Here is a 14,973-nt window from a genome sequence, read left to right on the forward strand (position 1 = left end):
CTTTTCCGGAAGCGGCTGTTTTGTTTTTATCTGTGGCTATCTATTCCTTCACCAGTTTAGCTGGCTGCATGGTTCCATCCTGTGCAATTACCTGAAGAATGTAAACACCTTTAGGTAGATTAATCAATGGAATCTGAACAGCAGAAACAGCTTTCTGATAGATGTCTTTGCTGAATAGCAGGCTTCCTGTAAGTGAAAGCAATCTTACTGCTTTCACAGGTTTGCTGCTGCTCACATACACATAGCTCGCTACGGGGTTCGGATACACTTTCATCGCAGACTGCTGGCTATTGCATTTCACTTCTGCCATCACTATTGTGCTGTATGTATAACGGCCATCGATATCAACCTGTTTCAGTCTGTATGCCCAACGTCCGTTACCGGGTTCTGCATCCTGGAAAGAATAGTTTGTTCGATTGTACTCGTACCATACTTTTTTAGCTGCAACCCAGTTGCCGCCTGCGATGCTTCTTTCTACTACAAAATGTGAGAAGTTGGAAGCAGACTCTACTTTCCAGTTAACAGTTACACCACAATTCTTAGCAGTGGCAGTGAAGCTGCTGAGTGTTACAGGAAGTATGTTGATGCTTTGTACACGCAGTCGCGCCTGTGTGCTGGACGTACATCCGTTTGCATCTGTTACGGAGAATGTATAGGTTGTAGTTCCTTCTTTGGCTTCCGTTGGAACAGGATTGCTGATATATTGATTGCTCACTTTATTGCCGGGCGTCCATGTATACGTGTATGTTCCGGCAGCAGGATTGATCTGCGGATTGAATGCCTGTGCAGGAACTCCCACACTGGTTACTACATCGGGCACTGTAACGGTTGGTGCGGGTGTAGCGTTTACGCCGATCACTGCACTGGTGCTAACCATACATCCTGTAACATCTATTCCTGTAAGTGTGTACGTTGTATTGCCGGTTACATTGCTCACAGTAGTAATTGAAGCAGCTGGATCAGCAAGGCCTGTTGTAGGCAGCCAGCTGTAGGTAACTCCCGTAATAGCAGGTACTCCGATTGTAGTACTTGCATTCTGGCAAATGGTCTGTGTTGGAATGGCCGGCATTGCAAAGCCTCTTACAGTAATATTTACAGTGGCACTGTTGGTACAACCTCCAATTGTTTCAGAACAGGTGAATGTGAAAGTTTTATTCAAATCCCCTGCTACTGGTGTAAATACCGGTGTGGCTGAAGAATAGTTGTCTATCGACGAAGCGGAAGTTAGTGCAGGTGTTACTGTCCAGCTGATAGCTCCTGCATTGGATGCATCTCCCAGCTGAATATTGCTGCCTAAACAAACCTGAGCCGGCGCATTGATTTTCGGAGCAACATTCGTTGGAGTGATCAGTACGGATGTGGTAGCCTTGCAACCTGCCGCATCTGTCACAACAACATCAAAGCGTTCCGGTGCTGTTGGGTTGGATGCCAGTGTTGGATTCTGTACTGTAGCATTCACCATTCTTACCGAAGGACTCCACAGGTAGGTATAAGGAGCAGTTCCTCCTGATGGAGTGGTATTGATAACATATGGTGCGGCTGAAGAACAAACAGTAGCATCGCTGGCAGTGATAGCCGGCCCGTTCACCGTTACTGTCACACTACCACTCTTGCTACAACTGGCCACATTATTCCCATCATAATAAGTGACCACTACTGTATACACCTGTGTGCTGGTGGGACTGGCAATTGGCTGCGCCACTGTTGTGCTGCTCAGCCCCGTAGCTGGTGACCATGCATAAGTAGCATTGGCTACAGGAGCTCCACCGATCTCTATACCCGTACCACGGCAAATGGTAGGATTGGTCATCGCAGGAACCGTATTGCTGTTGTCAACCACAATATGCGCCGTAGCATCCAGAAAGCAACCTGTTTCAGTATCTGTTGCACGAACCGTGAAATCCTGTGAAGTAGTTACCAGCACTTTCGGCTGTGCAGAAGTATTGGTAGTACCATCCTGATAACTGGCTATTGCCGGCGTCCATGAATAGGTATAATTAGGTCTTGCTGGTGTTCCAAGCTGAAGCACTGTATTGCTGCAGCTGGTAATATCCGGACCAGCATTGGCCACCACACTTTTTACAATTACAGAGGCCGTATCACGAACAAGACATCCTGTTACAGCTTCAGTTACAGTAACGATATATTTGGTTGTAACAGTTGGTGTAACTGATGGGTTGGAAATATTACGCTGTGCTGCATTCATTTCCGTCCAGCTATAGTTGTAACCTGCAACTGATGCCTGCCCGAGGTTTACAGTGGTACCCGGACAAATTGAATGATCCTGTGCTGTGAACACCGGCAGTGTAGCTGAAGGCGAATTCACATGAATGGTTTTTGTACAGCTGTAACCAGGGTTGGCTACACTTGTAACAGTAAGCGTAATATCTCTTTCAATATTATCAGTAAGGGTTACTGTTGCTCCTGTTGTAGCAGAGATACCGCCCGCAGGAACAGCAGACCATGAATACTTCCATTTTGCAGGATCGAGGGTTGAAGGCGATGCCACCAGTTTCACAGGCCCTAACGCAGTATTGGCACAACCTTGATCTGCCACCACATCAATTTTAGTTACAGGGCAGCCTGCAGAACCGCAATCCCCCACCACTACATCATCAATTGCACTCACTCCATTGAGGGTAACAGTCAAACGGTAAGTAGTAGGCGATCCTGCCGGAGAAGCAGACACAGTGGTCTGAGCTGTATTGGTCGGTCCGGTGATGGTGCCTGTACCAGATACCACCTGCCAGGAGAATGTTTTACCTGTGATAGTCGGAATAGCATCCGGCTCACCTACTGTGCGTGGCCCGCACATATCTTCCCCTGCATTGGCCACCAGTACAGTTACTGTAGCATTATCAGTGAAAGAACAGGCTCCGTTGGTGGCGGTAATAGTATACGTAACAGGATTCGGAACAGGAACCTCAGCACCTGATTTGAATGTCACTGAAGCACCGCTCATTGTATTGAGATAAGTACCCGGAGACCATGTATAAGTGAACCCGGCATCGGCAGGTGTAGACAAAGTACCGGTAATTGATCCGCTTTTAGGGATCACCAGATCTGCTACAGCAAAGCTGGCCGGAGCGGCTACCACACCAACATTCACATCATCATTGGTAGTACAGGTGCCGCCAGTGGTAACAGGAATGGTCATCTGCACATTGTATGTTGTAGCAGCTGCAGGCGTAGCCAGTGGCTGCGCAATGGATGCATTATCCAGTCCGGTTGCAGGCGTCCATGCATAGGTTACTCCCGCAAGTCCTGCAGGAGGCGGAACGCCCAATCGTACCGGCTTTCCGGCACAGCTGCTTACATCTGGTCCTGCATCGGCTTTGTACGCATTCACAATCACCTGCCCCTTCTGCTCACAACCATTCGCATCTTTTACAGAGATCGTATACACACTGTTAGAAGCAGGTGTAACAGTAGCAGTATTGGTAGTGCTTCCAATACCATTGTCCCATGTATAGGTGTAGGGGGCTGCACCGCCCGCAACAGTAGCTGCTATATTAATAGGCGCTCCTGCGCAGGTATTATAAACAATTGAGCTGATGGTTGGGCTCACATTGGCACCTACCACCACTTCTGCAACTGCCGAAGTACTTATAGGTGTTTCTCCGCAACTGGCCGGAGGAAGTACAAGCCTGCGGTAATAACGCGTATCAGCCAGTGAAGGAGGAGAGAAATCTTTTTTGGTTCCTGCCCCGCCGATATTGTTCCATGGGCCGGATGCAGAAACGGCTACCTGCCATTGATAACGGGCTTCAATATCCATCTGAGAAAACTCACCGCCAGGCCCCTTCAGTTTGGGCATCTGATCAGAGGTGAAAGCCACCTTGTTACCGGTCAGTTGTTGTGTAAAGCCATTGGCGCAGATGCTCTGGCTCAGCGGAGCAATATCATTCTGCGTGGGCATGGGTGGACAAATAGTGAACCCCAACAACTGCATGTCACTGTTACTCATTACTCCAGTAAAAGGTTCAGTTACCGGAACAAAAGCAGTGCTGGTTGAAGTGGGAGACCCGGCCACATATATTTTATTACCGAACCCTTCCACTTTGTAGAAAGCAGCTGAAGAATTAGATACGCCAGCAAGATACCATGTTGCAAATGTTAGTTTTCCTTCAGTTGAAAACACAGAGAGATAACTACCACCGTTGGCCTGGCTTCCGGATCCATCAGTGGATACCTGAGTGATCGGTGCATTACCCGGAGTCATCGCCAGTATTCTTCCATTGGATATGGTCAGCAATGCCAGACCATAACCAGAAACAGATGCTCTGGCAATACCAAACTTAGTAGCAAATATTTTTTGTCCGTTGGCCGCATTCAGGCGGATCAGGTAATTACCTCCCGTTGAACCATCTGTTGTAGCCACTACAGGATCTGTAGAAGGCATACTGGAATTAGACCCCATCATATAAACAGAGCCATTGTCCAGCAATATATCGGCCAATGACGAACCGGTTGTAACACCAGCCTGAATACCGCTGTACAGAATATTTCCCGAAGATCCAAGCTTAGTTAAATAGTGGCCTCTCCCTGAGCCAGTCCAGTTTGATCCGTCAGTAACAGGGTAGTCAGCAGAAACAGTGATACCTGAAAAATACACTTCCCCGTTTTTTAATTCCAGGTTGATAGCACCTTCCCCGGCAGATCCGCCTACTATTGCACGGTAATTGACGCTTCCATCAGTATTGAGTTTCACGAAACCCACGTCACCTGCGCCTTTTAATGTACTACCATTAGTGCTGGGGAAATTACTGTTTTGATCAATCGCAACTCCCAGTACAACCACTCCGTTCTCTACCGCCATATCTGTCAGCCCGGCAGTGAGCGTTCCGGTCGTTTTTTTTCCCGTATAAGTGCTGTATACAATACTGCCATCAGGCCGCAGCTTCTGAACTATATGATCATACGAACCGCCAGCCGCCGGGCCGGTTGTGACATATACATCTGTAGATTGGGTAGCATAAGAAAGATAGACAAAGCCATTTTCCACAGCAATATTATGCCCGATATTATCATTGCTGCTTCCGCCCAGGTAAGACATGGCCTGGATAGCCCCACTGTTGGCATCAACCATCGTATAAAGCACATCTATTAAACCTTTCCAGGTGCTCCCGTTTGTAACGGGCATGGTGCTCAGGGCTGTTGTACCCATCATGTACAGCTTACCATTGCTGTAAACCATTTTTGTACTATTGGCACCAACAGGGAAAAAACGACTCCAGATAAGGTTGCCGTTTGGTGCAATTTTCATCAACATCACCCTGCTACCTGTACCGCCGGTATATTCAGGAATGGTTACCGGAAGTGACGAACCCGCCACTGTTCCCAACAGGTAAACATTACCTGTTTCATCGAGAACCATTTCACTCAACCCATCAGTACCATTGTTGGCGAAGATCTTACTGTAATGAATATAGGCCTGTGCCTGTGATGTAGTGGAAATAACGCTGCCCACAAACAGCAATAAAAGAAAGATACAGACACACTTCACGTGCCTGCCCATGACGAAGTAGAGTTTTGTCATTAGCCTGGACTTTTTATTTTTAAAAGGATAATTGAATAGGCAAGTCGCACTATCGGCGATAGAGAACGGATTAACCGGCAAGAAAAATCATTTGTAACTGACAGAACGTAGTAAGAGTTTAAAGTTTTTGTAGGCGTACGACTACAAACAGATTTTGCCTGATAAAATCAGCAGCAAACACAACAACGCTCTTACTCTTATGCACACCTGCCAATAGAAAATGATGCATGATGGCTCTACGTCCCCCGTACTGGCAGCCTTTTTACAGATCTGCAAGAAATAATGTAAGACGAATTTTACTTTGCGGGTGCCATTTGCTCGCGACGCGATCGACTGGGCACCCGCCGACTTTCTTCGAACCCGCTTAAATTTTCAACGCATTGAACTTTCAAGGGTCTCCCTACCTCGACTCCAATGCAACCGATTGTGCGAAATCTTTCGCCCGTGGCCCATTTGCTTCCATAACCGGCTACCTTTAGCGCAACTTTTAATGAAGCACCTACTTACGCAACCATGAAACTATTTTTTGCCAGCCTGCTTACAGCATTACCGGGTTATTTTTTCGGACAATCTATTCCATCGGAATTATTGTCTCCCGAAATCACCTCCGTCAACCGCCTCCCCATGAGGGCGTCGTTCTTTGCCTTTGAGAACAGGCAACTGGCAACAAACAATACAAAAGAGCAGTCCGCAAACTTTTTATCCCTCAACGGCACATGGAAATTCAACTGGGTGCAGGACCCCACACAACGCCCCACCGATTTCTATCGTACCGACTTCAACGATGCAAACTGGAACAACTTCAAAGTGCCCGCCAACTGGGAACTCAACGGATATGGCCTCCCCATCTACGTTAACCAGCCCTACGAATTTGCAGGCAGACAAAAAACTGGCAGCCGCATGAATCCTCCGTTCGATATCCCCGAACACAACAACCCTGTTGGCTCTTATCGCAAAAAATTCAACCTGCCCTCCAACTGGAATGGCCGCCATGTTTTCATTCACCTCGGCGCCGTGAAGTCTGCCTTCTTCATCTGGGTCAATGGCGTAAAAGTGGGTTATAGCGAAGACAGCAAACTCGCAGCAGAGTTCGATATCACACGTTATGTTCATGCAGGCGAAAACCTCATCGCACTGCAGGTGTACCGCTGGAGCGACGGCAGCTATCTCGAATGTCAGGATATGTGGCGCATCTCCGGCATCGAACGCGATGTATACCTCTACTCCACTCCATCATTGAGTTTCGCGGATCTCAATATCAGTGCAGACCTATCCAACAACTACACCACCGGTGAATTGCAGATCGATGCAACCATCAACAGCTATAAGATCGACAAAAAGACTTTGCACAGCAGTCCCGATACATTCTCTGTTGAAATGGAACTTAAGGATGCGCAAGGCAACACAGTACTGCAAGATGTATCCCGCGGCGTTCAGTCCGTTCTCGGAAACTATCTTGCCAAAATTCAGTTCAGGCAACAATTGCCTTCGGTACATACCTGGTCGGCGGAGATCCCTTACCTCTACACTTTATTCCTTACGCTGAAAAACAAAGACGGCAAAGTGCTCGAAGTAATTCCGCAACGGGTTGGCTTCCGGCATATCGAGATCAGCAACCGCAACCTGCTCGTTAATGGCAAACGCGTACTGCTGAAGGGAGTGAACAGACACGAACACAATCCTACTGCCGGGCACACACTCACCAAAGCAGATATGGAAATGGATATGGAGATGATGAAAAAACTGAACGTAAACGCTGTTCGTCATTCTCACTATCCTCCCGATCCTTACTGGATGGAGCTTTGCGACAAATACGGACTCTACGTGGTAGACGAAGCCAATATCGAGTCACATGGCAGGTACTACGATCTCGAATACACACTCGCCAACGACCGTCAATGGCTGAAGCCGCATCTCGACAGAATTCAGCGCATGTACGAGCGCGATAAAAATCATCCGGCCGTTATCATCTGGAGTTTAGGAAATGAAGCAGGCAACGGCACCAATATGTACACCGCCTACGACTGGCTGAAACAAAAAGACAAACGTCCTGTTCAGTACGAACGTGCGGAAGAGGATTACAACACAGACATGATAGTTCCCCAATATCCTGAGCCTGCTTATCTGGTTGAATACTCCAAACAAAACCCCGATCGTCTGATGATCATGAGCGAGTATGCACACATCATGGGAAACAGTCTCGGCAACTTCAAAGAGTACTGGGACAATATCGAAAACACACCCTACCAGCAGGGAGGATTTATCTGGGAGTGGATCGATCAGGCTATCGACACCGTAAAGAATGGCAAACGTATAATGGCCTATGGTGGCGACTTTCCGCTCAGCGGCCCGGTTGACAATAATTTCAGCGATAATAATTTCTGTGTGAAAGGTGTGGTTACTGCGTATCGTGGATTAACGCCCATGGCAGTTGAAGTAAAGAAAATATACCAGCATATCAAAACCAGCTACACTGGCGGCAAACAATTTACAGTTCACAACAACTATTTCTTCAGAGACCTGAAGAATGTTCAACTGAACTGGGAACTATTGCAGAGTGGGCGTTCTGTAGCAACCGGAAAAATCACTGACCTCAACATTACACCCGGCAGCGTGCTTCCCATACATATTCCATTCAATGATACCTTTTCAAATCAGCACGAATATTTCCTCAACATCAGCTATACACTCAAAGCAGCTGAACCCTTTCTCGAAAAAGGATATACAATTGCTGCAGAACAATTCTTACTCAGTAATCAGACCTTTACAACAACTCCTCCAAAAGCAGGCCCCATCAAATCTTCAGAAAAAGATGGCCACCTGGTATTGACAGGCAAGAACTTCAGCTGCCAATTCGATTTGAAAAAAGGGCTGCTGAACCAATACACTGTAAACGGACAACAGCTATTATTGCAAGGTCCTGAACCATCTTTCTGGAGGGCTCCAACCGATAACGATATTGGCGCCGGATACAATCACAGTTTACGCAATTGGAGAAATGCTTATAAGCAGGGCACAGCATTAACCGTAAACACAAAGGAAATTATGGGAGGATATGAGATCATCTTCACAAAGAAACTGGTGAATGGCGATGCAGGTGCAGCGCAAACATATACTGTGTTTGGCGATGGCAGCATCAAAGTAGAAAACCGGTTTACGGCACTGGGAGGTAAACACCCTATTGTTTTCCGCATTGGAAATGATCTGCAACTCAATCCGCAACTCAATCAGATTCAGTTCTACGGCCGTGGTCCCTGGGAGAATTACCGGGATCGCAAATCAGCGAGTTTTGTTGGCATCTATACGCAATCAATCGACGATCAGTATTTCCAATACGCCCGCCCGCAGGAAAGCGGCAACAAAACAGATGTTCGATGGGTTTCACTCACCAACAAATCGGGCAAAGGCCTGCGTTTTGAAATGGCAGACAGTCTGTTGAATTTTTCTGCACTTCCGTATAGCCTCGACGATCTCGATCCTGAAGCCGATAAAAAGCAGTATCACTCAGGCGAACTGGTAAAACGTAATAGGATCTTTATGCATGTAGACCTGCAGCAGAGCGGTGTTCAGGGCATCGACAGCTGGTATTCACAGCCGTTGGAGCAATACAGAATTCCTTTTAAAGATTATCAATACAGTTATTGGATAAAACCTATCCGATAATGAATCCATAGAAAAAAGTTCGATACCAACCTGGTCGATAAATTGCATAATTTGCTTCATACCCAAAAATGAAGATATGAGGAAACTGATCTTTGCCATCAATCTAACATTAGACGGCTGTTGCGACCATACCAAATTTAACGGAGGAGATGATATTCAAAATTACTTTACGGAACTAATGCAGGATTTCGATCTGCTTGTATATGGCCGTAAAACCTTTGCACTGATGGTTCCTTTCTGGCCGGATATCGCAAAGAAAGGTTCCGCTCCCACCAAAGCCATGATCGATTTTGCACAGCAGTTCGACAGTAAGGCAAAGCTTGTCTTTTCCCGGTCGCTGAAAAACACCGGAGACAGCAATTCACGCATCGCCCACGGGGATCTTAAAGAAACGATACTGGCATTGAAACAGCAGGAAGGAAAACATATCATGACCGGCGGTGTAGACTTACCTACGCAAATGACAGAACTTGGACTGATAGATGAATTCATTTTTGTGTATCAGCCAATTCTTGCAGGAGAAGGAAGGCGGTTTTTGGATACAACAAAATGGCAGCAAGGCTTGCAACTGGAACTGATAGATCAGAAAGTACTGAATGACGGAAGTATCGCATCGAAATTCCGGGCGGCAGCTCTCCAAAAATAACATGGGTAGTGATGTAATTAAGAAAGGGCGCAGCATCGATTGCTACGCCCTTTCAGCTTTATGGATTCGAATGTTACCTGATGAAAGAAACATCCTTGCCTTTAAGATTATAGCTCATTGGTGCATAATGTCTGTATACAGCCTTCTTCTCTTTCAGATCGTACACTGTAACAAATTTATCTGTTGAACTTTTTACATATTCAAATAAGAACCTGCCTCTTTTTTCTACCTCGAATATCTGATACAGTTCAGCATCCGTACACAACCTGTATTTGTATCTGTAGCTGCCGAACACATTCTCTTCCTTATCCTTTTCTTTTCCGGTGAAGCTGTTGTATTGTATCAGCAAACGTTTTGGAACATAGAGCGTATCGTGCGAAAGCAACTGAGACAAGTTTGCATCCTTAATATTCTGAAACAACCATGGTCTGTTCTTATTCGTAAGATTGGTATTGGATGTTGCCAGACAGGCTTTCAGCGATACCGGGCTCCAGTTGTAGAATTGTCCTTTTGCATAGAGATTGTCGATCACCTCATCCTTCTTCCCTCTGTCTCCCATCATCATAGATTCGAAATTGGGGAACAGTTCTATACGGTACAGTCCATCGGTAACCACTTTCCCTTTCTTTGTTACTTCTTTGAAAACGTTCAAAGCGAGGTAGTAGTGAATGTTTGAGTAAGAGAAGCCATTCGATCTGCTGACGGTAGTTTTTACGCCTTCGATCACAAAATAGGAATAGGCAGGGTTGCCTGCGTACTTGTTTGCATTGCTGAAATCGTCAAAAATAATGGGGGTCAGCGTCCATGCTTCAGAAATGGCTTTTTCGAGGGAATCATTCGCAACACCATTCTCTTTTTGATAGAAGAAAACGGTTTTGGTTGCTTTTAACTTAGCGATCGCATCATCCTTGAAATTTTCTTCTCCCATCATGAATGGCGCGCGGGAAGATTTGTTTGGAGCGCAGGCAGCAAAGGAAACTGCCACTCCAATGAAAAGAATCAGAGCTTTCATCATTTGATTGATTGAGGGTGAATGGGCTGGCGCGCAAATATAGGATATGTAAATGAGATGATTGATTTGACAAATATCATATCGGCCAGTCAAGATAGTTGACTCAATGGCCAATAGTAAACAATAAGCAAGCCGGATAGCTATTAACTTATTGTGGTAATCAAACCTTTCATTATGAAAAAGAACATCACCACTCCTTTGTTTTCGAAAGTTGTTCGCAACCCTTTAATGAAAATCAGTTTCATACTGGTTCTGCTATTGTCCGGCGCATCCTACGCGCAGGCGCAGCATTGCGATGGCTGCAATCTCAACATTATTGGACCAGAAATAGTGAGTGTAGGTCAAACAGTTACCTATACAGTAAAGCCTACCCCTGTTTCAGGTTACTACACTCCGTACTGGGATTATTATGGATACCTGAATGGCTATGCCACTATCCTCGACCAGGGACAATATGCCAATGGCGACTACTATCTTACACTGTACTTCCAGATGGCCGGCTACACTTATCTGAATTTTGAAGGCATGTATTATGCCGGAGATGATTATGATGAGTTTACACTTCAGATCAATCCCTAGACCATCCATTGCATTTGCTATACTTCAACAAAAAGGGATAGACGGTAAATGTCTATCCCTTTTCAGATAACCAATTCTGAAAAGCACAACAATTTCTTTACATTCTATTAATGCATTAGACAAATCGATAATATTCTTTTGCCGAAAATCTCCATTAATGAAAATTACGACAACCATCATTACGGCAACGGCATTATCGGCCATTGCATTCTATGCGTGTAAGAAAAGCGATAACAAAGAAGAACCCAAGTCACCGATCGAATTCAAGAACCACAGCATCACTCCTGCCCTGATCAAAAAACAAAGCGGTTTCGATAACCTCGAACTGTTTACTCTTTTCAGCAGCGAAGACGTATTCGCACAATCACCAGGTTATGTATTCGGTGGCAGCGCCGACGGATCGGGTACCATCAAAAACCCCAATGGTGAAGGTTATGTAATGCTGGTAAATAATGAAGACAATTACTCTCTGTCAAAGATCACTTTCGATAAAACGTTTAAACCTGTTAAAGGAGAATACCTGCTCAATTCAGATGCAGGCCAGTGGAGACTTTGTTCCGGAACCATGGCTACTGTTGCAGAAAATGGTTTTGGTCCTTTTTACCTCTGCGTAGGCGAAAGCAGCACAGAAGCACAGGTGCACAAGATCGATCCTGCAGCAACCGGTATTCAAAGCAACACCGCTACAGCCGGCCTGGGCCACTGGAGCGGCGAAAATGCCGTGCCTTTGAATAAGGATGCATATCCCGGCAAAACCGTTATCATCATTGGAGAAGACGACGATTCCAAAACCGGTGGACAGGTAGTGATGTACGTATCCAACACCGTTGGCAATCTCGACAACGGCAAACAGTACATGCTGAAACGTACAGACGGCAACCAGAAAGAAACAGATATCCGTACCGGCTCCACTTACGATGTGGAATTCGTAGAGATCGAAAACTACAAAACCCTTACCGGCACTCAGATACAGGATCAGGTAGATCCGCTGAAAGCCATTAAGTTCGGGCGTGTAGAAGACGTCGATTACAAAAAAGGAGGCGCAGCACAGTCCAGAGAAATTTACTTCAACGCAACCGGACAAGCCGCTACCGGAGAAAATGCAGACAACTCAAGAACTGTAAAAGGAAGAGTGTACCGTCTGATCCTCGACGCAGCCAATCCCCTGAAAGGCAAACTGGAATGCATTCTCGACGGTGATGAAAAGACCGGCCCTGCCAAAGCTTTCCAGAATCCCGACAATATCTGCGTAACACAGAACTACGTGTATATTCAGGAAGACGCCAATTCTTATGGTGATGAAACACACGATGCTTATATCTATCAGTACAACATCGCTTCCAAAGAACTGAAAGTTGTGTTCGAACTCGATCACAGACGCGACGATCCCAAATTCAAAGCTACCGCTGCCAAAGGCAACTGGGAATATGGATCACTGGTGGATATTTCTGATGTAATCGGCGTGCCAAACACTTTCACACTGTGCATTCAACCGCACACCTGGAAAACCGATGCGTTCAAGAATGCCGACAAAGGCACCAAACGCGCATCAGAAAATCAGGGCAGTGAAGTGATACTCATCAAGGGTCTTCCAAGATAATCATCCCTGTTACTGCTGATTTCAGCCATCTATATTTTCCTGATGCACTGTATCAACAACAGTGCATCAGGTTATTCTTTTAAGAACGCTGCTGCGTTTATCACAAACATTGAGACGCTACGTTAAGCATATGAAAAAAGCATGTATCATTTCCGGTTTCTTTCTGTTCTCCTTTTGCCTGCTTCAATGCAAGAACAAAAGTAAACTGCCACCGGAACAGCTTGTGAAGGATTATTTTATTGCCGGCATCGACAGCATGGATAAATCTGCCAGATATTTCAAATCGCTGGTAACTGCTCCACCATACGACAGCAGCAAAATCAGTGAGGCATTTATTGCACTCCGGAACAAGTACAAAACCACTGAACTGTTTGCAGCGTATTATACTCCCGAAACAGCCAAATCGCTGAATGGTCCGCCTATTGAATCAGTCGATGAAAACGATCCGCATATCACGGAACAACCTGAAGGACTGCAGGTGATAGAAGCGTTGATATGCGATAAAGAATCAGACAAATCTGAACTGATCAGACAAACAGATATTTTGATCGGCAGTCTTGGCCGACTCAAAACACTCACACAACAACAGCAATTCGCTAACCCACAGATATTCGATGCAATAAGAGATGAACTGTTCAGAACTACCAGTCTCGGACTTTCGGGTTTTGATGCACCGCTTGTGCAGAGCAGCATAATGGAGGTTCGCACGGTTTATCAGTCGATAGACAGTGTGTTGAGTTTCTATCAGAACAAAGACGCAGCAAGTATCATTGCATACACCAGACAAACCTTACAACGCGCAGCTGATTACCTGCTCACCAATAATAACTTCATAACTTTTAACCGGCTGGAGTTTATCCAGCAATTCGCCAACCCCATCAGCGGATCGTTGCTGACTTGTGCCGCGGAACTAAAGGTTCAATTACCCGGCAATAACAGGCCATTGAAAACAACAGCCAAAAGCCTGTTCGATTATGCGGCCTATGATGCCGATTATTATACAGCATTCAGCACGCATCAATCGTCTCCATCGAAAATAAGTCTGGGACAACAATTGTTCTATGATCCCATTCTGTCGAAGAATGGAAGCCGGTCCTGCGCATCTTGCCATCAGCCGGACAAAGCATTTACCGATGGAGTAAAAACAAATTCAACATTCGACCGATCCAATTCATTGCTTCGCAATACACCTACGCTTGTATATGCCGGTCTTCAGCCTGCATTGTTCTACGACAACAGAGTGAAATATCTGGAAGATCAGGCCAGAGACGTGATCAGCAATAAAGATGAGATGCATGGTTCATTGGCAGAAGCGGCTAAAACCTTGTCTGCAAATGCCCAATATGCGGCACAGTTCAACACAGCGTTTGCTGTTGAAGCAACACCTGTAAACGCAACAAATATTCTGAATGCACTTGCATCGTATATCCGTTCGCTGCGTCCGTTTTCATCTGCATTTGACAAATACATGCTCGGAGACAGCACCAAACTGAACGCAGATCAGGTGAAGGGTTTCAATCTCTATATGGGTAAAGCAAAGTGCGGAAGCTGCCATTTCATGCCGCTGTTCAACGGCGCCATTCCTCCGGAGTTCAGGGAAATAGAAACGGAAGTGCTGGGCGTACCTGTTCATCCGAATTCCAAAACAATCGATGGCGATTTAGGCAAATACAATCTGAGAAAGACTGATCTCTACAAATATGCATTCAAGATCCCAACCTTGCGGAACATAGCGCTTACAGCCCCTTACATGCACAACGGCGCATACAGCACGCTGGAGCAGGTGATGGATTTCTACAACAAAGGAGGTGGGGCCGGACAGGGAGTACAGATCGACAATCAATCCCTGGCGCCGGATCCATTGAATTTAACACCCGAAGAAATTAAACAGGTAATAGCGTTTATGAAAGCGCTCACCGATGAAAAATAAACAG

General features: G+C 45.9%; 7 protein-coding genes. 5 read left to right on the top strand and 2 right to left on the bottom strand.

Annotated elements, in window-relative coordinates; all coding sequences use genetic code 11:
- Window positions 1–40 precede the first annotated feature (40 nt).
- The gene (locus HHL16_RS16050) at window positions 41–5,539 is read right to left on the bottom strand and encodes a T9SS type A sorting domain-containing protein (RefSeq protein WP_169426193.1); all 5,499 of its coding nucleotides are present in this window, start codon (window positions 5,537–5,539) and stop codon (window positions 41–43) included.
- 513 nt (window positions 5,540–6,052) lie between these two features.
- Between HHL16_RS16050 and HHL16_RS16055 the strand changes: the two genes are divergently transcribed.
- A complete protein-coding gene (locus tag HHL16_RS16055; protein WP_169426194.1) occupies window positions 6,053–9,202 on the top strand; it encodes a glycoside hydrolase family 2 TIM barrel-domain containing protein in 3,150 nt (1,049 codons plus the stop codon).
- Between the two features lie 76 nt (window positions 9,203–9,278).
- Window positions 9,279–9,848 carry a dihydrofolate reductase family protein gene (locus HHL16_RS16060; protein WP_169426195.1) on the top strand — a complete coding sequence of 190 codons (570 nt, stop codon included), beginning with the start codon at window positions 9,279–9,281 and terminating at the stop codon, window positions 9,846–9,848.
- Window positions 9,849–9,921: 73 nt separating this feature from the next.
- On the opposite strand, the gene HHL16_RS16065 is transcribed toward HHL16_RS16060, so the two are convergent.
- Window positions 9,922–10,863, bottom strand: a complete 942-nt coding sequence (locus HHL16_RS16065; RefSeq protein WP_169426196.1) for a hypothetical protein — start codon at window positions 10,861–10,863, stop codon at window positions 9,922–9,924.
- Between the two features lie 171 nt (window positions 10,864–11,034).
- Between HHL16_RS16065 and HHL16_RS16070 the strand changes: the two genes are divergently transcribed.
- From HHL16_RS16070 to HHL16_RS16080, 3 genes are all read left to right on the top strand, one after another.
- The gene (locus HHL16_RS16070) at window positions 11,035–11,439 is read left to right on the top strand and encodes a hypothetical protein (protein WP_169426197.1); all 405 of its coding nucleotides are present in this window, start codon (window positions 11,035–11,037) and stop codon (window positions 11,437–11,439) included.
- A 157-nt stretch (window positions 11,440–11,596) separates the two neighbouring features.
- The gene (locus HHL16_RS16075) at window positions 11,597–13,039 is read left to right on the top strand and encodes a hypothetical protein (protein ID WP_169426198.1); all 1,443 of its coding nucleotides are present in this window, start codon (window positions 11,597–11,599) and stop codon (window positions 13,037–13,039) included.
- 130 nt (window positions 13,040–13,169) lie between these two features.
- The gene (locus tag HHL16_RS16080) at window positions 13,170–14,969 is read left to right on the top strand and encodes a cytochrome c peroxidase (protein WP_169426199.1); all 1,800 of its coding nucleotides are present in this window, start codon (window positions 13,170–13,172) and stop codon (window positions 14,967–14,969) included.
- Window positions 14,970–14,973 lie beyond the last annotated feature (4 nt).

This window comes from Pseudoflavitalea sp. G-6-1-2 (genome assembly GCF_012927185.1).
Classification (GTDB): Bacteria; Bacteroidota; Bacteroidia; order Chitinophagales; family Chitinophagaceae; genus Pseudobacter.